The sequence below is a fragment of the Shewanella colwelliana genome (genome assembly GCF_001735525.1).
Classification (GTDB): Bacteria; Pseudomonadota; Gammaproteobacteria; order Enterobacterales; family Shewanellaceae; genus Shewanella; species Shewanella colwelliana.
On sequence record NZ_MCBT01000037.1, the window covers coordinates 1 to 25601 of the forward strand.

20 protein-coding genes and 2 tRNA genes are annotated in these 25601 nt (G+C 45.5%); 5 read left to right on the plus strand and 17 right to left on the minus strand.

Going from position 1 to position 25601, the window contains the following annotated elements:
- Positions 1–769: 769 nt before the first annotated feature.
- From BEL05_RS11555 to BEL05_RS11565, 3 genes are all read right to left on the minus strand, one after another.
- Positions 770–2059 (minus strand): NAD(P)/FAD-dependent oxidoreductase, encoded by a 1290-nt coding sequence (locus BEL05_RS11555; RefSeq protein ID WP_069671263.1) that lies wholly within the window; start codon positions 2057–2059, stop codon positions 770–772.
- A gap of 230 nt (positions 2060–2289) precedes the next feature.
- Positions 2290–2901 carry a fumarylacetoacetate hydrolase family protein gene (locus tag BEL05_RS11560; RefSeq protein ID WP_069671264.1) on the minus strand — a complete coding sequence of 204 codons (612 nt, stop codon included), beginning with the start codon at positions 2899–2901 and terminating at the stop codon, positions 2290–2292.
- Between the two features lie 57 nt (positions 2902–2958).
- Positions 2959–6381 carry a hybrid sensor histidine kinase/response regulator gene (locus tag BEL05_RS11565; RefSeq protein WP_028764776.1) on the minus strand — a complete coding sequence of 1141 codons (3423 nt, stop codon included), beginning with the start codon at positions 6379–6381 and terminating at the stop codon, positions 2959–2961.
- Positions 6382–6556: 175 nt separating this feature from the next.
- Here BEL05_RS11565 and acs point away from each other — a divergent pair, with 175 nt between their 5' ends.
- From acs to BEL05_RS11580, 3 genes are all read left to right on the plus strand, one after another.
- Positions 6557–8509: an acetate--CoA ligase gene (acs, locus tag BEL05_RS11570; RefSeq protein ID WP_069671265.1), complete on the plus strand. Its 1953-nt coding sequence runs from the start codon at positions 6557–6559 to the stop codon at positions 8507–8509.
- Between the two features lie 125 nt (positions 8510–8634).
- A complete protein-coding gene (radD, locus tag BEL05_RS11575; protein WP_500690799.1) occupies positions 8635–10380 on the plus strand; it encodes a DNA repair helicase RadD in 1746 nt (581 codons plus the stop codon).
- Positions 10381–10445: 65 nt separating this feature from the next.
- Positions 10446–10703: a GrxA family glutaredoxin gene (locus BEL05_RS11580; protein WP_028764773.1), complete on the plus strand. Its 258-nt coding sequence runs from the start codon at positions 10446–10448 to the stop codon at positions 10701–10703.
- 49 nt (positions 10704–10752) lie between these two features.
- On the opposite strand, the gene BEL05_RS11585 is transcribed toward BEL05_RS11580, so the two are convergent.
- From BEL05_RS11585 to BEL05_RS11640, 12 genes are all read right to left on the minus strand, one after another.
- A complete protein-coding gene (locus BEL05_RS11585) occupies positions 10753–11895 on the minus strand; it encodes a DcaP family trimeric outer membrane transporter (RefSeq protein WP_028764772.1) in 1143 nt (380 codons plus the stop codon).
- Positions 11896–12437: 542 nt separating this feature from the next.
- A tRNA-Lys gene (locus BEL05_RS11590) sits at positions 12438–12513 on the minus strand.
- Between the two features lie 36 nt (positions 12514–12549).
- Positions 12550–12625, minus strand: a tRNA-Lys gene (locus BEL05_RS11595).
- 161 nt (positions 12626–12786) lie between these two features.
- The gene (gene ybgF / locus BEL05_RS11600; RefSeq protein WP_069671267.1) at positions 12787–13512 is read right to left on the minus strand and encodes a tol-pal system protein YbgF; all 726 of its coding nucleotides are present in this window, start codon (positions 13510–13512) and stop codon (positions 12787–12789) included.
- A 24-nt stretch (positions 13513–13536) separates the two neighbouring features.
- Positions 13537–14079 carry a peptidoglycan-associated lipoprotein Pal gene (pal, locus tag BEL05_RS11605; RefSeq protein ID WP_028764078.1) on the minus strand — a complete coding sequence of 181 codons (543 nt, stop codon included), beginning with the start codon at positions 14077–14079 and terminating at the stop codon, positions 13537–13539.
- A 24-nt stretch (positions 14080–14103) separates the two neighbouring features.
- On the minus strand, positions 14104–15429 hold the full coding sequence (gene tolB / locus BEL05_RS11610; RefSeq protein ID WP_069671268.1) for a Tol-Pal system beta propeller repeat protein TolB: 1326 nt from the start codon (positions 15427–15429) through the stop codon (positions 14104–14106).
- 9 nt (positions 15430–15438) lie between these two features.
- Positions 15439–16374 (minus strand): cell envelope integrity protein TolA, encoded by a 936-nt coding sequence (gene tolA / locus BEL05_RS11615; protein ID WP_028764076.1) that lies wholly within the window; start codon positions 16372–16374, stop codon positions 15439–15441.
- A 4-nt stretch (positions 16375–16378) separates the two neighbouring features.
- Complete coding sequence (gene tolR / locus BEL05_RS11620; RefSeq protein ID WP_028764075.1) at positions 16379–16813, minus strand: protein TolR; 435 nt, start codon at positions 16811–16813, stop codon at positions 16379–16381.
- Positions 16813–17502, minus strand: coding sequence for a protein TolQ (tolQ, locus tag BEL05_RS11625; protein ID WP_069671312.1), 690 nt, complete (start codon positions 17500–17502; stop codon positions 16813–16815). The genes tolR and tolQ overlap by 1 nt, the downstream gene beginning before the upstream one ends.
- Positions 17492–17890, minus strand: coding sequence for a tol-pal system-associated acyl-CoA thioesterase (gene ybgC / locus BEL05_RS11630; RefSeq protein WP_028764073.1), 399 nt, complete (start codon positions 17888–17890; stop codon positions 17492–17494). The genes tolQ and ybgC overlap by 11 nt, the downstream gene beginning before the upstream one ends.
- A 158-nt stretch (positions 17891–18048) precedes the next feature.
- Positions 18049–20202, minus strand: coding sequence for a prolyl oligopeptidase family serine peptidase (locus BEL05_RS11635; protein WP_069671269.1), 2154 nt, complete (start codon positions 20200–20202; stop codon positions 18049–18051).
- A gap of 564 nt (positions 20203–20766) precedes the next feature.
- Positions 20767–21648 carry a flagellar protein MotY gene (locus BEL05_RS11640; protein ID WP_081730693.1) on the minus strand — a complete coding sequence of 294 codons (882 nt, stop codon included), beginning with the start codon at positions 21646–21648 and terminating at the stop codon, positions 20767–20769.
- Positions 21649–21791: 143 nt separating this feature from the next.
- On the opposite strand from BEL05_RS11640, the gene rnt reads away from it, so the two are divergent.
- The gene (gene rnt / locus BEL05_RS11645; protein ID WP_028764070.1) at positions 21792–22445 is read left to right on the plus strand and encodes a ribonuclease T; all 654 of its coding nucleotides are present in this window, start codon (positions 21792–21794) and stop codon (positions 22443–22445) included.
- Here rnt and BEL05_RS11650 read toward each other — a convergent pair.
- The gene (locus BEL05_RS11650) at positions 22442–23206 is read right to left on the minus strand and encodes a substrate-binding periplasmic protein (RefSeq protein WP_245686982.1); all 765 of its coding nucleotides are present in this window, start codon (positions 23204–23206) and stop codon (positions 22442–22444) included. The genes rnt and BEL05_RS11650 overlap by 4 nt on opposite strands.
- Before the next feature lie 150 nt (positions 23207–23356).
- Entirely contained in the window at positions 23357–23962 is a 606-nt protein-coding gene (locus BEL05_RS11655; RefSeq protein ID WP_028764069.1) for a peroxiredoxin, read from the minus strand.
- Between the two features lie 313 nt (positions 23963–24275).
- On the opposite strand from BEL05_RS11655, the gene BEL05_RS11660 reads away from it, so the two are divergent.
- The gene (locus BEL05_RS11660) at positions 24276–25595 is read left to right on the plus strand and encodes a Na+/H+ antiporter family protein (RefSeq protein WP_028764068.1); all 1320 of its coding nucleotides are present in this window, start codon (positions 24276–24278) and stop codon (positions 25593–25595) included.
- Positions 25596–25601 lie beyond the last annotated feature (6 nt).

Below are 25601 nucleotides of genomic sequence, written 5' to 3' on the forward strand. Positions count from 1 at the left end.
AATCTTGATTTTTTCATTGAGAATCTCCTAGTTACAGATTACGAGAAAATTCTACTTATGAACACCGTGGTTTTTCGGGGGGATTACCGAAGGACAACCTTTTCTTTTTGTGCTTTAGATAAGTTTACCCATACTTGAAGTAACCCATCGATAACTACTTTGGTGAGTTTGCTAACTCACTTTTGTCCAAAAACGATTTAACTTTTGATTGCCAAGTGATACGAACAAGGCTAAATCGGAGAGATAAAATAACCCTGTGTAGATGCGGCTGAGGGTATCGAAAACATGGATGTTTTCGTTAAGCGGTCAAGGATGACGTATAGCGTCCCGAAGCAGTATCTACACATAAGCGAGCCGCAGGCTTTTAACTACAATGAAGATTCGACTTTAAACACAAATTCCAATTCCAAAACAGCCAAATGTTAAACCACAAAAAATGCCAACACCTTCATTCGAAGGCCAGCTTATTTTTGTCCAGAAACGATTTAACTTTTGATTGCCAAGTGATACGAACAAGGCTAAATCGGAGAGAGATATAAGTCGGTGTAGGTATGGCGGTGGGGGTTGGTGGCATGGATGCCACCGTCGAGCGTATAGGGATATACTTGCAGCGTTCCACCGAAATACCTGCACGAAAGGCATGGGCATGCTGCAGGCAATTGGTTGCCATGAAGGTTAACGCTACCATCAATAAATAAAAACAACTCAGCCAAATGTTATAAACCTAAAATGCCAACACCTTCATTCGAAGATCGAGCTATCGCGTCAATTAGCGAAAATTCTCCATCATGCGGTAATACAGCATACCAATCGCCATGCCTTGATTACCCAACCATTCGCCGACAGGCAGGCGGATCTGCTTCATGTTGGCAAACAGGTCAAACTCTTTATGCTGCCCCACCACTGCTGCGGCCATGATCTCCCCCATAATATGCGAAGTTGCCACGCCGTGACCGGAATAACCTTGGCAGTAAAATACATTGGGAGAGACTTTACCAAGCTGTGGAATACGGTTAACCACAATACCCGCCATACCGGTCCAATCAAACTCTATCTCAACCCCTTTTAACTGGGGAAAGGTGCGCTCCAGCGCGGGGCGAAGCTCTGCCGCCACATCTTTTGAATCGCGGCCAGAATAGTTAGTCCCACCGCCAAACATTAAGCGATGGTCTGCAGTCATACGGTAATAGTCGAGCACAAAGCGACTGTCATACACGGCGACATCATGAGGATTGAGTTGCTTGGCCAGGGCTGAGTCTAACTTAACCGTGGCACAGTTACCCAGCGATGCTGGAAAGAGTAAACCACTTAATTTTTTGCGCGCTAACTTATGGTAAGCATTACCCGCCAGTACCACACTATTAGCAGTGATCTGCCCTTTGGCCGTTTTCACCACGGGACGATCACCCTCAATAATATCCAATACGGATGAGTGTTCAAAAATCTGCGCCCCATTGCCCACTGCGGCCCTCGCCTCGCCAATACATAGGTTGACCGAATGCAGATGCATATTGCGTTTATTGAGTAAGCCACCATGATAAAGCGGCGTGTCTAAATACTGAGGAATATCGGCTTTTGATAATAAAATCAGTTCATCGCCCATGCCGCGGTTCACGCCTTCATCAAAAGTCTTTTGCATTTCGCCCATATGAGCAAATTTATAAGCCGTGTGCAGGTGGCCAAATTTAAGATCACAATCGATACCATATTTGGCCACGCGGTTTTTAATAATGTCGTGACCACGCCAGCGCAGGTTCCACACAAATGCTTCTGCTTCGCTACCAATTTGATTACGCAATTGTTTGGTCATCGCACCGTCACCAGACAAGCTACCTGTAACTTGCCCACCGTTACGGCCCGTTGCACCCCAACCTATTTTATTCGCCTCCACAATCGCCACTCGATAGCCTTGCTCCGACAACTCAACGGCGGTGGCTACCCCAGTAAACCCACCGCCAATAATAACGACGTCAACATCAACCTCGCCTTGTAGTTGGTCGAAATCAGTTTCTTGGTTGATGGTGGCGTTGTAGTAAGAATTGCAGCGCGGTAATGACATTAAGGCTCCTAAGTTGCTCGGCGAAAGCTTTGTTTTATATTTTTTACAAAGGTGTTTGTTATTTGAGTATATAGAAGTTCAAACTATGGTCAACAACAAAGAGATGGCTCAAGCGCATCGCTAAAATCAGATGCGCTTCCTAAGATAAGTGTCTATGAAATCATCTGGCTAACGCTGAAATCGAAACTTGGCAATGTGGCAGTGGCTCAGGCTTAGACTGAGCGTTAAAATTACTGAGCCTGCCAACGAGACTCAATATTTGTACCGCCATTGTGTTGCATCTGTAGCGTGAACACCTCTTCAGCATTAATCACTCCAACGCCTTTTGGGGTACCAGTCATTACAATATCTCCATCGTTGAGTGTCATAAACTCGCTGATTTCTTTATAAATGGCATCGGGTTTATGGATCATCAACCCAATATCCCCCTGTTGACGCAACGCCCCATCCACATGCAGGGTAAAGGAGAGTTTATCGCTATCTTGGGCAATAGTGACAAACTCACTAAACAGCGCAGAACCATCAAACGCCTTGGCGCGCTCCCACGGCAGGCCTTTTGCTTTTAGCTCACTTTGTAATTGCCGTTTAGTAAGATCTAACCCTAAGCCGACAGCCTTAAAAGCGCCATCTGCCACCATGAAACAGAGTTCGGCCTCGTAGTGCAGTGGTTCTTGGTGGTGACTCATGAGTACCGAGGAAATTGCCGAATTAGGTTTAACAAACAGCACCATCTGCTCGGGAACGTCGTTATTGAGTTCCTTAATATGCTCAACATAATTACGTCCCACACAGACGATTTTACTCGGAGTGATGGGCATGCCATCACACAATACTTGATTCACTCTAGACTCCATACGCCTTAAAATAGGCGCTATACCTTACAAATAATTGTCATTTAACTATTTAACTAAACTCGAGATCAGTGCGCGCAATGCGGCCGGCTTTACCATCTTCGCCATGTAATGGTAGCCTCGCTGCTGCACATCATCGACAATCTCTTTACGAGTATTGGCTGTGATCAAAATACCAGGCAGGTGCTCTCCATAAAGTGCACGGATACCGTCCATTGCATCCACACCATTTTGGTCATTATCCAAATGATAGTCGGCCAACACGATATCTGGAGCAACCCCTTTTAACCCCAATTTTATGCGCGCATCTGCCAAATCAGTGGCGCAGATAACCTCACATTGCCAACGACTCAGTAGGCTTTCTAAACCAGCAAGAATCGCCTCTTCGTTATCAATACATAAGACTTTTACGCCCGCGAGCGGCTGCATCACCATGTTTGACTTCTTGGGCGCGGCAAGGTTGGTCTTCTCGCCAAGAGGCACTATGATTGAGAACAAAGAACCTTGGCCCAATTTAGATACCACACGAATATCATGTTGCAATACTCTGGCAATACGGTCAGCTATCGCCAAACCTAACCCTAGGCCGCTGACACTTTTACTCTGTGGGTTGTCTAAGCGCTTAAACTCCTTAAAGATTTCGCTCACCTCTCTGTCATCAATGCCACAACCAGTATCAATAACTTGAATCTCCAACGCCCCCGGACGATGACGACAGCCAAGTAACACTCGATTACCTTTGGCATAACGGTAAGCGTTGGTCAGAAAGTTTTGCAATACGCGGCGCAATAAGGAGAGATCTGAGCTAATAGTGACATTGCTTGGCACCATAGAAAATTTGATCGCGTAGTCTTTCGCCATGGCATCAAACTCTACGGCTAGTCCATCGAGCAGATCCGCTACCGAGAAGTCCCTTTGATTAACATCGACCATGCCGGAGTCAAGTTTTGAGATATCCAAAAGGTCGGTTAACAGTTCACCGGCGATTTTTAATGAGCTATTGACGTGAGACAGAGTGGTTCGCCCTTCCTGATCCAAATTTGGATATTGCGCTAGGGACGCAGTAAATAATCTTGCCGCATTCAATGGCTGCATTAAATCATGGCCGACGGCGGCTAAAAATCGGCTCTTAGACGCGTTGGCATTTTCCTCTTGCGCCTTGGCCTCAAGCAGTTGGCTATTGAGCAGTGCCAGCTCATAGGTGCGCTCTTTAACGCGCGCCTCAAGGTTCTCATTAACCTCTTGCAGCGCCTTGGCTTGGGCCCGATATTGGGTAATGTCGGTAAAGGTCATGACAAAACCACCACTTGGCATTGGATTACCTTGGATTTTGATCACTTTACCATCTTGGCGTTCCCGCTCAGACACATGGGCACTGCCGTTACGCATATGCTCAACCCGCTTAGCGACCTGCTCCTCTATTTCTCCAACGCCGCAATAACCTCGCTTCGCATTAAATCGCACTACATCGGCAATTGGCATCCCGGCCTGAAGAAAATCCTCTGGGTAATCATATAGTTCAGCGTATTTATAGTTCCAAGCCACCAAGTTTAGCTCTTTATCAACCACACTCATCCCTTCGTATGCGTGCTCTATAGCGCCTCGCAACATATCTTGGCTGAGAATGATTTTCGATGAAGCTTCATCGACTAAGTTAAATACCTCATCAAGAGCCAGATCTCGCCCTTGTAACACTGAGTCCATCACCAAAGATGCACTAGAGCCCCCGAGAACCCCAGCAAGCATATGTTCGGTGTGGGCAATTAACTCGGGTGGCGCCACTTTATGCCAACTATCACTTCTCACTGCTTCTTCAGAGAAACGGGAAAAACTTTCGTAAGCTCGAGTGGGACTGACAAATCGGCTGGCCAAGATCAAGAGATCTTGCTGCGAAATAGGCGAGCTTTTGCGGTTGGCGTTGTTTTTAAGCTGACCGGGCGTCACAAATGCACTGGCTTGAATACGTTCGGATACCCCTGCCCTAAACCAGAGTGAACCAAGAATATAGCAAGCCAGGTTAGCCAATAACGCTGTTAAAATATCCCGTACATTGGGGTTAATCGAATCAAGCAGCGGCAACTCGCTACCAAATAGGCCATGAGTATCGCTTATCCCTTGCACTAAGATGTAACACCACAGCCCAAAGCCAACGATTAGACCTAAATACACGCCACCGCGGTTACCATGCTTCCAGTACATACCACCAATCAGGGCGGGGGCTAATTGCGCAAAGGCACCAAAAGAGAGCATCCCCAGCGCTGATAACGAGTCGCTGTCGATAAAACTGAGGTAACTAAAATAACCCAAGCCTAAAATCAGCACGATAGCGATTCGCCGTGCGTTTAGGAGAAACTGTGAAAATTGGCTAAAGTTTTTCTGGCGGATTTTACCGGAGCGCAGCATCAGAGGCACCAGCCACTCATTGCTCACCATCACACTAATCGTCACCACGGCCACAATAACCATACCTGTTGCAGCCGATAAGGTACCAAGTAGCGCGATCACCGCCACCACAGGCTGCTCTAATGCCAGAGGTAAATTGATGACATAGGTGTCAGCAGCGACGCTATCACCCAAAACAATTTTGCCAGCCAGCGCTAGCGGGGCAACAAACAATCCAAACAACAGCAGGTAGAGCGGAAACATCCATCTCGCCTTGAGTAAGGTGTTTTCATCGCTACACTCCACCATCATCACGTGAAATTGGCGCGGCATACATAAAAATGCCGCCATCCCAACCAATAATTGCGGCATCAGGTTCTCGAGCCTCAACTCGGGGTGGCTGATCAAATCACGTTCAGTGGCTTGCTGCCAGATATCGCCAAAACCATCAAACACCCCAAAACTGACCACTATCCCCACCAGTAGAAATGCGCCAAGCTTTACCAAGGATTCAAAGGCAATCGCCAACATCATTCCCGGGTTGTGTTCTGTAGCATCTAGTTTTCGTGTGCCAAATAAGATGGCAAATATGGCCAGCAGAGCGGTAACAATTAACGAGACACGCGCCCCGTCGTAAGGCGAATCGTCTGGTTGAAATAGGTTTAGACTGAACACCATGGCTTTAAGCTGCAACGCAATATAGGGCATGATGCCAAACAGCGCGATAAGGGTAACGATAGCGGCAATCGTTTGTGACTTGCCATAACGTGCGGCAATAAAGTCTGCCACCGAGGTGATGTTTTGCGCCTTAGAGACGATGACCATTTTTCGCAACAGCCCAAAGCCGAAGGTAAAAATGAGTATCGGCCCAAGAAAGATAGGCAGAAACGACCATAAATCCTGGGCCGACTGACCGACAGTGCCCAAGAAGCTCCAAGATGAGCAATATACCGCCAAACTCAACCCATAAATCCATGTTTGAATTTTCTTGGTAATGCCGCCAAACCAACGCTCTGCCCCCCACGCTAGTAGAAACAGCAAGGAGACATAGAGAACGGCAATCACACCCACAATGATGGTCAGATTCATCGATTTTCCTGTTTTTTAATTATTCTGCGCTAAATGAGCTTGTAAATCTAGTGCTAATATATTCACAACAGTCTAAAAATAAAGGATATTTTTTTACTAGACCAAGGTCTAATAGAGCTCACTAGCCTAAGCATTCCATACTTTGACCACGCACAATTGAAATAAAGGATTCCAGATGAGTACGCAGTCTCTCTATAAAGTTCCAAGTGACATAGCAAACCAAGCACACATTAATGAAGAACAATACAAAAAAATGTATCAGGAGTCAGTGGTAAATCCTGAAGGTTTCTGGAGAGAGCATGGCCAACGCATCGATTGGATAAAGCCTTTCACTAAAGTGAAAAAAACCTCTTTTGATGATCATAATCTCTCTATTAATTGGTTTTATGACGGCACATTGAATGCCTCAGCTAACTGCCTTGATAGACACCTAGAAAAAAGTGCCGACAAAGTTGCTATCATTTGGGAAGGCGATGACGCAGCCGATCAACGTACCCTAACCTATGGCGAGCTTCACACTGAAGTGTGTAAGTTTGCTAATGCCCTGCGTAGCCAAGGCGTACGCCGTGGTGATGTGGTGACAGTTTACATGCCAATGGTGCCAGAAGCCGCCGTTGTCATGTTAGCTTGTGCCCGCATAGGTGCTATTCATTCTGTGGTATTTGGTGGTTTCTCACCAGATTCTATCGCATCGCGAGTTATCGATGGTAAATCAAAAGTGGTTATCACCGCCGATGAAGGTATACGTGGTGGACGCATCATTCCGCTCAAGGCCAATATCGATGAGGCATTATCGCATCCTGATGTTACCTGCGTAGAAAAGGTAATTGTGTATGAACGCACAGGCAACGATGTCAACTGGGTAGAAGGTCGTGATATTAAGTGGAACTCACTAATGGATACCGCTTCTGAGCACTGTATCCCAGAAGAGATGGGCGCGGAAGATCCCCTCTTCTTGCTTTACACCTCAGGGTCAACCGGTAACCCTAAAGGAGTGTTACACACCACGGGTGGTTACATGGTTTATGCGTCGATGACACATGAGTATGTCTTTGACTACAAAGAGGGTGAAGTCTACTGGTGTACCGCCGATGTCGGTTGGATCACGGGGCACTCTTATATGGTGTACGGTCCACTAGCAAACGGTGCAACGGTACTTATCCATGAAGGCGTACCTAATTATCCCACCCCAGCCCGTTTAGGTGAAATGGTCGACCGTCATAAGGTCAATATTCTCTATACAGCTCCCACGCTTATTCGTGCCTTGATGGCTGAAGGCAAAGAGCAATTTGATAACTTCGATGGCAGCTCATTGCGCATAATGGGTTCGGTAGGTGAACCCATTAACCCTGAAGCATGGCGTTGGTACCATGAGGTCATTGGTCACGAACAGTGCCCAATTGTCGATACTTGGTGGCAAACTGAGACGGGCGGCATTCTGATCAGTCCTCTGCCGGGCGCAACCGACACAAAACCTGGCTCTGCCACCCGCCCATTCTTTGGTGTACAGCCTGCATTGGTCGACAACATGGGGAACATCGTTGACGGCGCGACCGAAGGTAACTTAGTCATTCTCGATTCATGGCCAGGCCAGATGCGTACCGTGTTTGGCGATCATGACCGTTTTGCCTTAACTTACTTTAAAACCTTCCGTGGCATGTACTTTACCGGTGACGGTGCCCGCCGAGATGAAGACGGTTACTACTGGATCACGGGCCGTGTTGATGATGTGATTAACGTATCGGGTCACCGCTTAGGGACCGCAGAAGTTGAAAGCGCCTTGGTGGCTCACGAGCATGTTGCTGAAGCCGCCGTTGTGGGTTACCCCCATGACATTAAAGGTCAAGGCATCTACGCTTACGTCACGCTAACTAAGGGCACTGTAGAGAGTGAAGAGCTTCGTCAAGCACTACGCCAGTGGGTACGTAAAGAGATTGGCGCATTGGCAACACCAGATCTTATTCAATGGGCAGGTGGGTTACCTAAAACTCGTTCAGGAAAAATTATGCGCCGCTTCTTGCGTAAGATTGCAGCCAATGAGGTGACCAACTTAGGTGACTCATCAACCTTGGCTGATCCTGCGGTTATCGACACCTTGATTGAAAGCAGACTTAACCGCAGCGAATAATCACTGAGCGATGAAACAAAAATGATTCTATTAGCCCCTCCAATGAGGGGCTTTTTTATGCCACCACTGCTGGTCGTCGCCAAAGCACACTGTTATTCTGTAGCTCATATTAAGCTATTAAATCAATCCACGTGCAACTTCGAGACTATCAACAACAATCGGTTGATGCCGCTATCAACCACTTTAAAGTCAGCAATGATTCGGCGGTTCTCGTCCTACCGACTGGTGCAGGCAAGAGTATTGTCATTGCCGAGCTTGCTCGGATTGCGAAAGGTCGAGTGTTAGTGCTCACCCATGTCAAAGAGCTGGTGGCCCAAAATGCAGAGAAAGTCGGCCTACTGACTAATGAAGCGAGTATCTTTTCAGCTGGACTCAAGCAGAAATCAACCACCAATAAAACGGTGGTTGCAAGCATTCAATCGGCGGTAAAGAGTCCACAAGCGTTTAATGAACCCTACTCGCTTGTGATCATTGATGAATGCCACCGGGTCTCTTCAACCGATGATAGCCAATATCAACAACTCCTAAAGCACCTGATACAACAAAACCCACAGCTTAAACTATTGGGCCTTACCGCTACGCCCTACCGATTAGACTCTGGTTGGATTTATCGCCACCACTATCATGGCAAAATGGGAAATGCCGACAAACCCGCATTCGAACAGTGTATTTTCGAGCTACCAATGAGGCCGCTGATTAAACAAGGCTTTTTAACCACACCTAAACTGTTTGATGGTCTATCCGCACAGTACGACTTCAGTGATCTTCAAGCCTCAAACAGTGGTGAGTATCGCGAACAGGAAGTTAACGCACTCCTTAATGTTGCAGGCCGGGCTACCCAAGCTATCACTAGACAGATTGTGGAACTGTCACAACATAAGCAAGGCACTATCATCTTTGCCGCGACCGTTAGGCATGCGCAAGAGATCATGGCACTACTAGACAGTGAGCAAGCGGGATTAATTACTGCCACAACCTCATCTGATGATAGAGACCTTATCATTGATCGCTTTAAACAACGTCAGCTTAAATACTTGGTTAATGTTGCTGTTCTGACCACAGGCTTTGATGCCCCCCATGTCGATCTCATTGCCATATTAAGGCCGACGGCATCGGTCAGCCTATTTCAACAGATGGTCGGTCGAGGGCTGCGAATTTGTGAAGGCAAACATGATTGTTTAATCATCGACTATGCCGCAAATGGCTACGATCTATTTTTTCCTGAAGTTGGCCAAGTGCGGCCAAATAGCAAAAGTGTGCCAGTACAAGTCCACTGCCCTGTGTGCCAATTTGCCAATGTGTTTTGGGGATTAGTCGATGATGACGGTGACCTCATTGAACACTTTGGCCGACGTTGCCAAGCAGTGCTTGAAACAAATCATGTTAAGCAGCAATGCGACTTTCGCTTTCGCTCTAAATCTTGCCCAAATTGTGGAGAGGAAAATGATATTGCAGCCAAAATCTGCCAGCACTGTGACTGCGTACTGGTAGACCCAGACAAGCGCCTGAAAGAGGTATTACAGCAGAAACATCACCACCTATTTCGCTGCCAGGATATGCTGTTAGAAAAAGAGAAGGACAAATTAAAAGTCCGCTATATCGATAGTGAGGGAAATGATTTTAACTGTTACTTTAATTTTGAAACACCGGCTCAAATCCGCGCCTTCTATGGGATTTTTGTCCACACTCATACGCGTACCCCAGGCTATAAGCAACCACATTTTAAGGCCATTGAGGATGTTATTTCTGCTGAATCCAGCTTCAGAAAACCCGATCTACTTCTATTAAAAAAAGGCAAGAAAGGCTGGGAGTTAGTCGAACGATTCTTTGATTATCAAGGTCGGTATCACAGCGAGAATAAGTTTGTCTGATTCTGAATATGCAATCAGCTCAAGCCTATGGTATAAAGAGCCGAACTACTTTTTCAGGAGCTTATATGTTTGTTGTAATCTTTGGCCGTCCAGGCTGTCCGTACTGCGTTAGAGCTGTCCAGTTATCAGAGCAACTTGTTGAAGCTCGTGATGATTTTAAATTTAAATATGTCGATATTCACGCAGAAGGGATCAGTAAGGCCGATCTTGAAAAAACGGTTGGTAAGCCAGTTGAAACTGTGCCGCAAATTTTTGTAGACCAAGTTCATGTCGGCGGTTGTACTGAGTTCGAACAATATGTACGTGACAATAACCTGCTTTAATCAAAGTTAGGTATAAAAAAGGAGGCTTACGCCTCCTTTTTTATTATTTCTAAAGTACGTACTTCACTGAGAACATCACTCGATTTAACTCACCTTTATCACCATTTTGCTTAGTGTTCTCGGCATACATATATTCAACACCAACCGTCATAGGTTTAACGGGTGAATACAGTAAATTGATGTATCCAGAGTAAGACTCCTCGTTAACCGATCCACCCGTTAAGGCGACATCATTATCAGCCTTAAACCCTGACAGGGTGAAGCTAGAGCGCCACTTATCATTCCACCAGTGACGATAGGAGGCAAAGCCTCCATAAGAACTAATAGTCTTGATATCGCCGTTAGCATCTAATACACCGGCATTGGCATAGTTAAGCGCCATATAACGGCCCATACCATCACCAGCAGTCGCTGACAGCTTAATATCATCATTTCCCACAGGGATCACACCCGTAAAGCTCACACCATAGCCCATGGTTTGCGAGTCATAACTTGCATTTTCAATATTCAGTTGGCGCGCTAAACCTGCAACCGTAAATTTAGCGCCTCCCTCAGTCTTAAAGTTATAGCGGGCGACAAAATCTGGCACCATGCCACTACCGCTCGTCATTCGCGAGCCACCACCGTTTGGTGTTAATGTGGTTTCTGGGTTTTCTATGGCAAACTGAAAGCCGCCATTGGTATAACGAACCTGGGTTTGACGCACAAACGGCGTACCTTCGGCTGCACCAACAAAATCTAAGTTTTCTGGCAATGCACCTGGGTTTTGGAATGTCGACCACGTTTGTCCCACAGTCCAATTATCGAAACTCACAAATGCATGACGAATACGTGGAGAGTAACTATTAGAGACACGCTCATTACCATCTGCGTGGGTCATAAAATCAAGTTCAATAAAACCACTGAGTTTATGGCCACCAACATCGGTACTGGTCTTAAAGTTAAACCGTGATTCTCGGGCCTGAAAGTCAACCACTTGCTCACCGTTACCTGGCGTACCATAAATTGTTCCTGGCACGTAAAATTGGCGCGATAGGTTACCTGAGTCAGGGGCACCATTGCTGTAATCACTAAACATCACATCCGCTTTTACATAACCACCAAACTTAAACTCAGTATCACCAGCGACAGCTGTTGAGCTCAAAGCCAACAAGGTTGCAGCGCTTATCAGTGATAGTTTTGCTTGTTTCATCTGTTTTCTCCCTAATCATTATTATCATAATGAATATGACGGAGTTAACAAAAAAGAAACATTAGCAAAACGTCTATCAGACAAACGTCTAACAGCGAGCGCTAATTCAGTGTGTTGTGGTAGTGAATTAGTCGAAGACTCGACCAATATGGTGCAAAGAGTAATGCCAACGGCTGCTTGGCATTAACCACACAGACTGATGCTAACCAGAAAAATTAAACAGGGACTTTTTATCGAAAACGAGACAAATAGAAAGTAGTGGGCCTGGAAGGATTCGAACCTTCGATCAATGTACTGCAAAGAGTAATGCCAACGGCTGCTTTGCGTTAACCAAACAGACTGGTGCTAACCAGAAAAATTAAACAGGGACTTTTTATCGAAAACGAGACAAATTGAAAGTGGTGGGCCAGGAAGGATTCGAGCCTTCGATCAATGTGCTGCAAAGAGTAATGCCAACGGCTGCTTTGCGTTAACCACACAGACTGATGCTAACCAGAAAAATTAAACAGGGACTTTTTATCGAAAACGAGACAAATAGAAAGTGGTGGGTCGTGAAGGATTCGAACCTTCGACCAATTGGTTAAAAGCCAACTGCTCTACCAACTGAGCTAACGACCCGCTGGTTTCTACTTGTTTAACCACTTGTAGATAAAGTGGTGGGTCGTGAAGGATTCGAACCTTCGACCAATTGGTTAAAAGCCAACTGCTCTACCAACTGAGCTAACGACCCATCTAACGACTAAATCTTGCTGATTTAGTGTCTCAAACGACTGTGCCGCTCTGAGGGCGCCTATAATACCTTTTTCATCTTCTCATGCAAGTGCAAATTTCCCATTTTTTATTGTTTGCATGAAAAACAGACTAAGAGTATGTTTTTTGGTTAATTACAGATTAAAGACCCGCCAACTGTTGTTTAGCGATTCGAGCAGCAGCACTATTCGCATATTCTTTAACAACTTGTTGATAATAAACCTTCGCCTTCGCACTGTCCGAACGCTTCTCTGCGATCATACCTAACTTAACGAGACTGTCACCGCGCTTATTTGAATCATTAAACTGTTTAACGACTGTATCGAAAGCGTTAGCAGCATCAGCCAGTTCACCTTTGTTGTACAGTAGCTGTCCTAACCAATAGTTAGCATTGGCAGCATAAGTTGACTCTGGGTACTGTTTGATGAAGTCACGAAATGCTGGGATTGCTTCATCATACTTACGTTCTTTGAGCACTAAATTAACCGCACGCTCATAGCTTGCTGTTTCACCCAATGAAGATGAAGGCCCTGAACTGTCAGACGTTGTTACCGTGGCAGCCGCTGCGGCTTTACTGCTAGTAAGATTAGCAATATCTTCATAAAGCTGGCGTTGACGCTGCAACATCTGACTTATTTGATAGTTTTGCTGCTCACTTAAACCACGAAGATCTAATACTTCCTGCTGCAAAGTGTCTAAACGTTGTTGCGTTTCATATTCACTCGCCTGCTTTGCTTTAAGCATACGCTCTAAACGCGCAACTCTATCGTCAGTTGAACCACCAGCAATATCTTCTACAGGCGCTGGTGCAGCTACCGCTACACCAACACTCATCAGAATTGCCGCGGTAAGTACGGCTTTTTTCATAGTTAACCCTATCGAAATCCTTTTTTAGTAAACGAGTACTGCGCGACGGTTCTTAGCAAAGCCATCGTCTGTGCGCGTAAAGTCTAATGGTTTCTCTTCACCATAGCTAACAATGCTCATTTGGCTTGGTGACACACCCATGCTCTGTAAATACTTAGCAACGGCTTTTGCACGACGTTCACCTAACGCGATGTTGTATTCTGGCGTGCCGCGTTCATCAGCATGTCCTTCAATCATCACGCGAACATTTGGATGTTCAGATAGATAATCACCGTGGGCGTTAAGCACTTCTGAGAACTCTGATGATACTGAACTGCGGTCAAAATCGAAGTAGATGATATGCTCTTTACGTAGCTCTTGATACTTAAGACGCTGCTGCTCTTCTGGTGTCAGGATTGGCGCGACACCACCGGTTTCGACACCACCGCCAGAGACGACCTGACCACTTTCGCTACCGCCCATAGAGCTGGTTGCGTCAGTTTCAGATTCAGAGGTAGAGCTACATGCACTGATCGCCATAATAGGCAGTGCTACGACCATAGCTTTAAACAGCTTGTTAAGATCCATGTTTACATCCTTACTAAATTCTAATTATAAAAAAGGTGACCAAGCGGGTGATTTTACTTCCCCTTGACCGACTGGCAGTCTTGCCTTAAAACGTCCATCCATAGAGACTGCCGCTAATACTTGCTTGCCCTGATAGGTGGTGCCATAGATGACCATAGTGCCATTAGGCGCAACGCTTGGTGATTCATCAAGGCGCGTGGTAGTCAGTACCTGCATAAAGCGGGTTTCTAAATCCATTCTTGCAATATTAAATTTACCGTTGGTGCGGTTTACAAACACCATACTGCGTCCGTCAGGTGAAATTGAACCGCCTAGGTTCCACTCGCCTTCAAAAGTAAGTCGCGTCACTTTACCCGAAGCCAGCATGACTTGATACAGTTGCGGACGGCCGCCACGTTCAGAGGTAAAGATTAAAGATTGACCATCTGGTGTCCAAGAGGCTTCGGTATCGATAGCATAATGGTTGGTCACGCGCTTAATCGCCTTAGTTTCTATATCAACTACATAAATTTCTGGCTGACCATCTTTAGATAAGGTCACCGCTAATTTTCGACCATCAGGTGAAAACGACGGCGCACCGTTTATGCCTGGAAAGCTGGTGACTTTAGCGCGCTGCTGAGTGTAAATATCTTGAACAAATACTTCGGCTTTTTTGTTCTCGAAACTTACATACGCTAATTTACGAGCATCTGGTGACCAGGTTGGCGACATTAACGGCTCTGGGGAGCGCAATAACATCTGCTCGTTATAACCGTCATAGTCCGCAATCATCAATTTGTACGGTGATTTTTCTTGATGGTCAACAACCACATAGGCAATACGTGTTAAAAATGCGCCACGTACACCAGTCAGTTTTTCATAAACGATATCGCTGATCCTATGGCCATACTGTCTAAACTGAGCAGCCGTGATCACGGTTTCGCGACTGTCGATAAGGTATTCAGCTTTTGCAGTGGGGCCATTTGACTGCATTTGTGCTTTAACCAAATCAATCAATTCAAAATTAACGAGATATTGATCTGGGCCAAAGGGTTTGACCGAGCCCATCACAACCGCCTCTGCCGCAACGCCAGACCAGGCTTTTACGTCAAAGTTAGCGACAGTGCTGATATTGCGCTGGGGTAACCCAAGCTCATCAATAGGTTTAAAGGTACCGCTGCGCGCTAAATCTGACATCACCACGTCAGAGATCTGCTGTGACATTGGTGTCGCGCCTTGCCAAACAAACGGAATCACCGCGATTGGACGAGCGGCATCAACCCCTTCGGTGATCACAATATCTAATGCCGCTTTCGCTGGTAAAGTGCAAAACATCAGCCCTAAGATGAGCCATTTCCCGAAAACTTTCATGAAACCCCTTTAATTAAATTCCGGTTGAACGGTTAAATTTATCTCTTTTAGCTTATTATAAACATCAGCTTCTTGTGAGACAGGCAATCGACCCGCCTTGTTAATCGCCGCTTTAGTCGCTCGGCAAACAACCGGATCACCAGATAAAATTTCACTACCGGTGACAAATCCATCTTTGGCTAAACGAACAAATACACGGCAACTTTTCCCCCGCATAGATTCGTCTACCACTAAATTACGCTGAATAGTCGCTCGGATCATCGACGTATAACGCTGTACTTCGCTGACAACCTGCTTATTACGGGTTTGCGACAACGCGGCTTGTTCGGCAGCTAATGCCTCTTGCATCATCCGCTCTTGTTCTAAACGCGCCTGCTCTTCCGCTTTTCGCTTACGCTCAGCTTCCTCTTTACGTTTGCGTTCATCAGCGGCTTTTTTCGCTGCGGCTTCCTCTTGCTTGCGTTTGGCCTCAGCTTTAGCTGCTGCTTCTTCAGAGGCTTTACGCTCCGCTTCTTTCTTTTTACGCTGAGCTTCGGCTTGGGCCGCTTTCTCTTTTTCCTGTTTTTGCTTCAACTGCGCGGCCTTGGCTGCAGCAGCTGCATTTTGCGTTTCAATCTCTTTTTGCTTACGCTGTTGCTCAAGCTTTTTAATCTTTGCTTGCTCACGCTCACGGGCTTGTTTTGCCTCGCGGGCTTTTCGATCTAACTCATCTTGACGCGCTTTCTCTTTGCGTTCAGCTTCGCGTTTTTCAGCTTTAAGCTTCTCGGCATATTGAGTAACCTGCTTCTGGTCGACCACCACAGCTTGCACCGCTGGAGCACTAACTTGAGGGACCACTTTAGGCTTTTCATCGAAATCGACACCCATGGCCACAACAACTATCACACCAATATGAATAGTCGCTGAAATAACCAATGGTATTGTAAAATCTGATTTAGCTGCCACCCATCTACTCCTCAGGTGAGTCTGTCATCAAGCCTACCGACGGCACCCCTGCACCTTGCAGCGTCACCATCAATTGAATCACCTTTTCATAAGCAATCGTTCTGTCAGCTTTAACCACCACGGGGCGCTCTGGCTCTAACTGGATAATCGCTGCAACACGGGTAGCAATCTCTTCTAAATCCAATGTCTCTTTAGTGCTACTGCTGCCAACATCGAGATAGTAATCCCCATCGGCGTCAATTGAAGCCACCACAGGTGGTTTGCTGTCTGCAGGTAATGCCTCAGCAGCCCCTTGCGGCAAGTCAACTTTAACCCCTTGGGTCACTATGGGCGCCGTGACCATAAAAATGATCAACAGTACTAACATCACGTCGATATAGGGTACAACGTTGATCTCAGCTACCGGGCGGCGCCGCTTACGCTGATAACCTTGCTGCATTATATCTCTTCCTTCTCGCTATATGCTTGACGATGCAAGATACTCGAAAACTCTTCCATAAAGTTCGCGTATGACATCTCAATTTTATCAACTTGAGTCGAAAAACGGTTATAGGCAATAACCGCGGGAATCGCAGCAAACAAGCCCATGGCCGTTGCAATCAATGCCTCGGCAATACCTGGGGCAACCATGGCTAGTGTGGCATTTTCAACGGCGCCAAGCGCAATAAAGGAGTTCATGATCCCCCATACGGTACCAAATAAACCGATATAAGGACTGGTTGAGCCAATGGTAGCCAATAAAGGTAAATGAGTTTCAAGCTTTTCCATTTCACGTGATAGCGAAACCCGCATCGCTCGGTAACTACCGTCCATCACCGCTGCAGGCACTTTGCCGTTGAGCTTGTTTAAACGTGCGTACTCCTTAAAGCCGGTAAAAAACAGCGCTTCGAGACCCGTATTACTGTCTTGGCGTGCCGCTAACTCTTTATACAACTTATTAAGATCGACACCCGACCAAAACTTGTCTTCAAATTTAAGTGAGCGCTCTCTAGCGGTAGTCAGAAGACGACGACGTTGAATAATAACCGCCCATGACACAACAGATAGTGCTAACAGCGTCAGCATGACAAATTTAACTAACAAACTTGCCTGTAAAAAAAGACTAACAAAAGAAATATCAGCTTCCACCATCAAACTCCTGAACAATATTTTGGGGAATGGCTCTAGGCTTCATCTGCGACAATGCAACACATGCCACTAAAACTTGCCCTTCGCAATATAGCAATCCATCATCATCAACCAAACGCTGGCGAAACAGTAATGACGCTCTCTTCAACTGTATGACCTCAGTTTCGACAAAAAGGTCCTGCTCAAATCGTGCTGCGACTTTAAAATCCAATTCAGCCTTTTTCACCACAAAAGCAATATCGTCATTAAGCAGTTGGGTTTGCTTTACGCCCATGTGCTTTAGCCACTGACTGCGAGCGCGCTCAAAAAAGTTGAGATAGTTGGAGTGATACACAACGCCACCAGCATCGGTATCTTCGTAATAAACAAATATCGGCCATCGGAACATTAAATCTACATGCCCAGCATTGGATAAAATAGAGGCCTACTATACCTAGAGCGCGAGCAATTGTGAATGGCTCCTATAACGTCACGTCTCACTAACTTCATAAAATTTTGTTAATAAAAAAGGGAAGTTAATACTTCCCTTTTTAACATCAATGACGATTATTGGCCTATTTGGGCTGGCACCTTCAATCCAAAGTTGTGCCACAAGAAGCTGTAGATGTCGGCAAACTCATCGATTTTCATAGAGGTTGGCTTACCCGCACCGTGACCCGCTTTAGATTCGATACGCATAATCACTGGCGCATCACCTTTTTGCCTATCTTGTAACAAGGCTCCAAATTTAAAGCTATGCAGCGGCACCACACGATCATCGTGATCGGCAGTCATGACCATAGTCGCTGGATACGCCCGCTCACTAATGTTGTGGTAAGGCGAATAAGCCAGCAATGCTGGGAACTGCTCAGCAACATCGGCACTGCCATATTCACTGGTCCATGCCCAACCAATGGTGAACTTATGGAAGCGCAACATGTCCAGCACACCAACCGCTGGAAGAACAGCTGCAAAAAGCTCTGGGCGCTGTGTTAGGGCTGCACCCATCAAGAGGCCACCGTTACTACGTCCATAGGCACCAAGTTTTTTGCTATTAGTATACTTGTTATCAATCAAGTATTCGGCCGCCGCATAATAATCATCAAATACGTTCTGTTTCTTATCGAACATCCCCGCTTGATGCCAGCTTTCACCATATTCGGCACCACCACGAAGGTTAGGCACCGCATAAATCCCCCCCATATCCATCCAAGCAATATTGGCAGGGCTGAAACGAGGAGTTAGCGAAATGGCAAAACCACCATAGGCGTATAAAAGTGTCGGGTTATTACCATCTAGCTTTAACCCCTTCTTATAAGACACCATCATCGGCACACGAGTACCATCTTTACTGGTGTAGAAGACTTGATCAGAAACATAGTCATCAGGGTTAAAAGAGATTGTTGGCTTGGCATATAAACTTGACTTCCCTGTTTTGAAATCAAACTTATAGGTTGTCTGAGGCTGAACGTAACTATTAAAGGTGTAGTAGAAGTAATCTTTGCTACGTTTACCGTAAGGGCCCGCTATTTTACCTTTCCCCGGTAGATCGACATCCTGACGTTTAACGCCATCCATGCTAAATATCGACAATTGACCTAATACATCATGCAAGTAACTAACAACTAAGTGATCATTAATAATCGCTATATTGCTAATGGGATCTTGAGACTCTGGAATAATGGTTTTCCAATTTGCCTTTGCGGGACGATTCACATCAATGGCAATCACTTTACCGTTGGGTGCATTTAAGTCAGTCTTAAAATAGAACACTGACTTGTCATTGCCCAAGAAACTGTATTCAGCTTCCAGATCAACAATCAACTCTACAACTTTGCCATTAGCATCGTTGAGCGACTTATAAAAGAAGCGGTTGCGACTATCGGTACCTTGAGATATAGAAATCAGCAGGTAATCGCCCTTCTCAGAGACTTCTGCCCCAAACCCCCAATCTTTATTTTGAGGACGTTCATACACCAATACATCTTGCGACTGACTGGTCCCCAATTTGTGAAAGTACACTTTTTGGTTGAAATTGACATCAGCTAACAGATTACCGCCCTCTGGCGCATCATATCGAGAGTAATAAACGCCTTGGTTGTCCTTGCTCCACTCAGCACTGGAAAACTTAATCCATTTGAGCTCGTCGCTCAGTTTATTGCCTGTAGCAACATCGACAAACTGCCATTGCTGCCAATCTGAACCCGATTTAGACACACCGTAAGCGATTGTTTTGCCGTCGCCACTGACAGACACACCACTTAAGGCCACTGTACCGTCGGTAGAAAAGCCATTAGGATCTAACGCAACGGTCTCTTCGCCAGCACTATTTTTAACGTAAAGCACAGATTGAGCCTGCAAGCCATCATTGCGGTAGAAGAAGGTGTTGTCACCATGCTCAGAGGGGGCCGTCACTTTCTCGAAATTCCACAGTTCGGTAATACGGTCAACAATCGCTTGCTTGTTGTCTATCTTGGCCAAATACGCTTGACCAGCAAGCTGTTGCTGCTTCACCCAGTGATGGGTCGCATCAGTTTCCTCTTCAAGGAAACGGTATGGGTCTGCCACCTCTACGCCATGGATTGTTTCCACTACGCCTGTTGCAGAAACTGCCTGCGTTGATTGTTCAACAGTTGCGCTGTTGTGCTGACATCCCATTAATGTCAACCCAAGCCCTGCAATAAGCAGGTGTTGTTTAGAGATAATCGCTTTTAGAGCCATCTATTGCCGTCCTGGTTATCTATTTATTATTCATCTTGTAATGTGAACGCCGTCCCATTAACGAAGTACTATACAAGTAAAAAAAAACTGCGCAACGGGTTAAAAAAATTCATCAAATCGAGTCCAAGGTGTAAACGTTAATAAAAAACTAACATGGATGAATTAATTAAACCGTCAAATTATGCATGGAATCTGCTTAACCACTCGCAAACAAGCATTATTAGTGAATCTGCCCAAAATACAGCCCCGCCCATTCATTAGTAAAAGTAATCAATTTCAGGAATTTTTTTAGTTGGACGGTATAAAGGTCTGACCCTATAATTCGCCCTGTTTTCAGGAAGTGTCTGCTCCCAGCAGATTTGAAAACAAGAACTCCAGATTTGTGTGCGAGGCACGTGAATCTATCCCTGGTTCTTATGCTTGACTTCCTTCCTTCAATTTGTTGATTGCAATATATTATTTGCGGCCCGCTTAGTATTAAGTGGGCTTTTTTTTACCTGAAGGAAAGTGACCCACAAAAAAGCCCAGCTTTATAGCGGGGCTGATTGGTATGTCGCTTGCGAGTTAAAGTGGCTTACTTAACCTAATGACAACTCGCCTGTTACGCGATCGTTCATCAATCGTGGCATTTGAGGCAACGTGACGGCGCTCACCATGTCCTTCGGTGTGGATACGCTCTTGAGGAATGCCAGCTGACAGGAAAAACTGCTTAACCGAGTCTGCACGTTTCTCAGACACCTTCTGGTTAACAGAACGACCACCGTAGCTATCGGTATAGGCATCAATAAGCACCAATTCTACTTCTGGATCGTAAGCCAAGTATTCTTGTACCTTCGCAATCTGCGCTTTAGCGTAGCGAGTCAATTCCGTACCACCAGCTTGGTAGGTTAGAACGGTAAACGCAATATCCTCAAAACTATAAGGTAAAAGATTAGCCAGGCAGGAGCGAAACTCAGAATATTGACGACCAAAATTCACTGCTGATAACCCCACGGCAACTTTACTCGACCGGTTATACCAATCTGAATAATAAAAGGTAGGCTGCATGCCACGCTCTAGCTCATTGAGCATAGACCACGCGGCATTTTTAGGGACTTCTCCACTAAAATACTTTTGATAAGTGAGTTCAGTAATCGGTTTTGATAACAGTCCTGGACGCCAGGATGGAGCCATACTCATCAATTTTGCATTAGTCACTTCATCAGGTTTTACCCACATATCGAGAGTAAAATTTAAGTCATGATCTTTGCCTGCACGACTGGTGAATACCGCTTTACCGTATGAGGGGATCTCATGCTCAAGACGACATACGATAGGGGTATTGTCACTCAATCGCCACTGAGACTGCTCTAATGATGCAACATAATGGCGCAACTCGGCATTGGCGAGCATAGGCAAGCCCGCGACCAGTAATCCTGTTACAGCAAATAGCACCCTACCCAACATAGACAATCACTCATATTAAATGTGTTACTTAACCCTATCGGCCTCTTTAAGCATTCCTTTAGCTTATATATTAGCCAATCAAACATGACAAGGTAACGCTAGATACTTCATAATAGCCACTGACTAATTATTTGGATATTTTGATGAGCGATATTTGCGACGCCAATAAACTAAACCACCGCTTTAGGGGCTATTTCCCCGTGGTTATCGATGTAGAAACTGCAGGCTTTAACGCCCAGACCGATGCGTTGCTTGAAATTGCTGTCACCCTGCTAAAGATGAATGATGAGGGGGATTTAGTCTTAGATAAAACCCTGCATTTTCATATCGAACCTTTTGAGGGAGCTAATTTAGAGCCTGAAGCGCTAGCCTTTAATGGCATTGATCCCACGAACCCGTTACGCGGCGCGGTGTCTGAGAAAGAGGCATTTTTAGAGATATTTAAAGAAGTTAAAAAAGCGCAGAAAAACAGCGGTTGTCACCGTAGTATTATTGTCGCCCATAACGCGGCTTTTGATCATGGCTTTGTGACTAAAGCTATCGACCGTGTTGGATTAAAACGCACGCCGTTTCACCCTTTTGCCACCTTTGATACCGCAGCCCTGTCAGGACTGGCGCTTGGTCACACTGTGTTGGCCAAAGCCTGCGCTATCGCGGGTATCGATTTTGATAATAAAGAAGCTCACTCGGCACTGTATGACACTGAGCGTACTGCCGAGTTATTCTGTCATATCGTCAATAAATGGAAAGCCTTAGGAGGCTGGCCTATCGCGCAAGATGACGAAATTGAAGCCTAGTTATTGACCGAGACGTCACTCACTGGTTTATGAGTGGGTGACCTTGACACATATTTGTCGACTATCGCATCAATCGCACCATTGTGCTTTAACATCGCTATGGCTTGATTAATCTGTGGCAATAGCTGTTCATGTTCTTTCCTGATCCTGACCACTAACTCCCCATCTGAGTGTAAAGCGGCCAAGCCAATGCCTATATTTAGCTCTTTTGCCCAATAAAGCGCGGTGAGGTCGCCCGATATCGCAGCGGCCACACGTTGCTTTTTCAGGGCCATCACCAACTCGCGTTCAGACTTAAAATCTATCCGCATAAATTGATCATCGTCGTGATAAAGGTAACCATGTACTGTGCCAATCTGTTGATTTTTTATCTTGGTGATTGACTGCCATTCGGTCACATTTTCATTTAAAACAATAATATGTTCTTTGATTGGAAACAGGGGATCAGATTGGACAAATAACTCACCTAAGTCTTGATGTTCAAACCAGCTAGGGCTGACCACGTCAAAATCTAGCTGACCAGTCTCTAACGCGCTATTAGTGCGTTTAGGTGGAAGTTTCTTTTTCTTTAATTTAATCCCTGCTTTAGCAAATATTTGCGGGACTAATTCACCAAGAATTCCGGGACGATCTGCGGTTTCACTGATGTAATAAGGGTACCAGCTACTTGAGCCTGACACATTGTAAGACAGTGTCGTTTCAGCCCATACTTGTTGACTGATCAACAATAAACTAAATAGCAATACGGTGTTTAGTTTCAATATGGCATCTCACAAACCGTTAACAACATGCTTTAGATATACCAACCGTCTTGCTTAAGAGCAAGCCTTGCAATGCAAAAATAAGATAAAAATGGCACAAAAAAGCCGCGATAATCGCGGCTTTTAAATACAGCTCACTAAATCAAATGATTATAGTGTGTCTGCATTATCAGTGAGGTAAGAAGCTACACCTTCTGGGCTTGCATCCATACCTTTGTCACCTTTCTCCCAACCAGCAGGACAAACATCACCGTGCTCTTCGTGGAACTGAAGTGCATCAACCATACGGATCATTTCATCAACGTTACGACCTAGTGGAAGATCGTTAACCACTTGGTGACGAACTTGACCTTCTTTGTCGATAAGGAAAGAACCACGGAATGCAACACCAGCTTCTGGATGTTCAACGTCATAGGCCTTACAGATTTCATGCTTAACGTCAGCCACAAGCGTGTATTGAACTTGGCCAATACCACCCTTGTCTACTGGGGTATTACGCCATGCATTGTGAGTAAACTGAGAGTCAATTGAAACACCAATCACTTCAACGCCACGCTTCTTGAACTCATCCATGCGGTGATCGAAAGCGATCAATTCAGATGGGCAAACGAAAGTGAAATCAAGTGGGTAGAAGAATACAACAGCAGTTTTACCTTTGATTGCTTCGCTTAGGTTAAAGCTGTCTACGATTTCGCCGTTACCAAGAACCGCTGCAGCAGTAAAATCAGGGGCCGGACGGCCTACTAATACGCTCATTTTATATCTCCATCTATGGATTGAAAAAGCTTTTAATTATGAACTAAAAAGCATTATAGGCAGTCATTCGCTGGACACAAGCTATTTGGGATCATTGTCACCTTTTTTAATAAATATTCATCTAGTTGCCCAATAACTGTGCGCGATAACCTTACCTTTTGTATCGTAATTCACAGTTACACAGTAAACTTAAATACAGTTCAGTTACATCTCACTATTTTTTACAGATAAAACGCCGATTGGCTGGACAAGCCTTGCTAATACTGGCAAAAATAGCCTCCAAATACTTTATAAAAAATCAGAAAGAATAAATATGAATGCAGTTGTTATTGCTGTTTGCCTAATGTTGGGCCTCAGCCTCGCCCGAGTAAACGTTGTTATCGCACTCACAGTCAGTGCATTAGTGGCTGGCTTAGTGGGCGGTATGGACTTACAACATACCGTCGATGCCTTTAACACAGGCTTAGGTGGCGGCGCTCAAATTGCATTAAGTTATGCATTACTCGGCGCCTTCGCGGTAGCGCTTTCTCACTCTGGGCTGACGACACTAATTTCTCGTAAAGTGATCTCACAGTTAGGCAAAGAACAAAACAGCACAAACCTCAATCGTGTGCGTTGGTTACTATTGTTGGCGATACTCGCGATGGCAGTGTCATCGCAAAACATTTTGCCCATTCATATCGCATTTATTCCAATTTTGATCCCACCGCTACTTCATGTAATGTCCAAGCTGCGTATAGACCGCCGCCTAGTGGCATGCGTGTTGACTTTTGGTTTAGTCACCACCTATATGATTTTACCTATTGGCTTTGGTGGTATCTTTCTTAACGATATTTTGCTAGCAAATTTAAACAACAACAACCTTAATGCTGTACGTGAGCAAATCCCATCTGCCATGCTGATCCCTGCTTTAGGCATGATTAGCGGACTCTTAGTGGCGGTGTTTATCAGCTACCGTAAACCGCGAGAGTATGAAGAGCAGTTGATATTAGCCGCTGAACCCGAAGAAGGCGTTAATAAGCGTAACATTGTTATCGCCTTGGTTGCCGTTGCAGCGACATTAGCGGTACAGCTCTATACCGGCTCAATGATTTTTGGCGCGCTAATTGGCTTTATTATTTTCAGTTTCTCTGGCGCACTTAAACACGTTGCAGACCAAGATATCTTTAATCAAGGTGTGCGCATGATGGCCAACATTGGCTTTATTATGATCTCCGCAGCGGGCTTTGCCGCCGTTGTAAAGGAAACGGGAGATGTCGGCACTCTAGTTGAATCCCTGTCATACCTTATCGGGGATAACAAAGCACTTGCTGCATTTTTGATGTTAGTGGTGGGACTATTAATCACCATGGGCATAGGTTCATCTTTCTCAACTATCCCGATTATTGCGACCATCTATGTGCCACTCGCGATTACCTTTGGCTTTTCTGTGCCCGCGACGATTGCATTGGTTGGCACCGCTGCCGCGCTAGGAGATGCAGGCTCGCCAGCGTCCGACTCAACTTTAGGCCCTACCGCAGGTTTAAATGCCGACGGGCAGCATGACCACATTAGAGACAGTGTGATCCCAACCTTTATCCACTACAACATTCCCTTGCTGGTCTTTGGTTGGATAGCGGCTATGGTGCTGTAGTAAAAT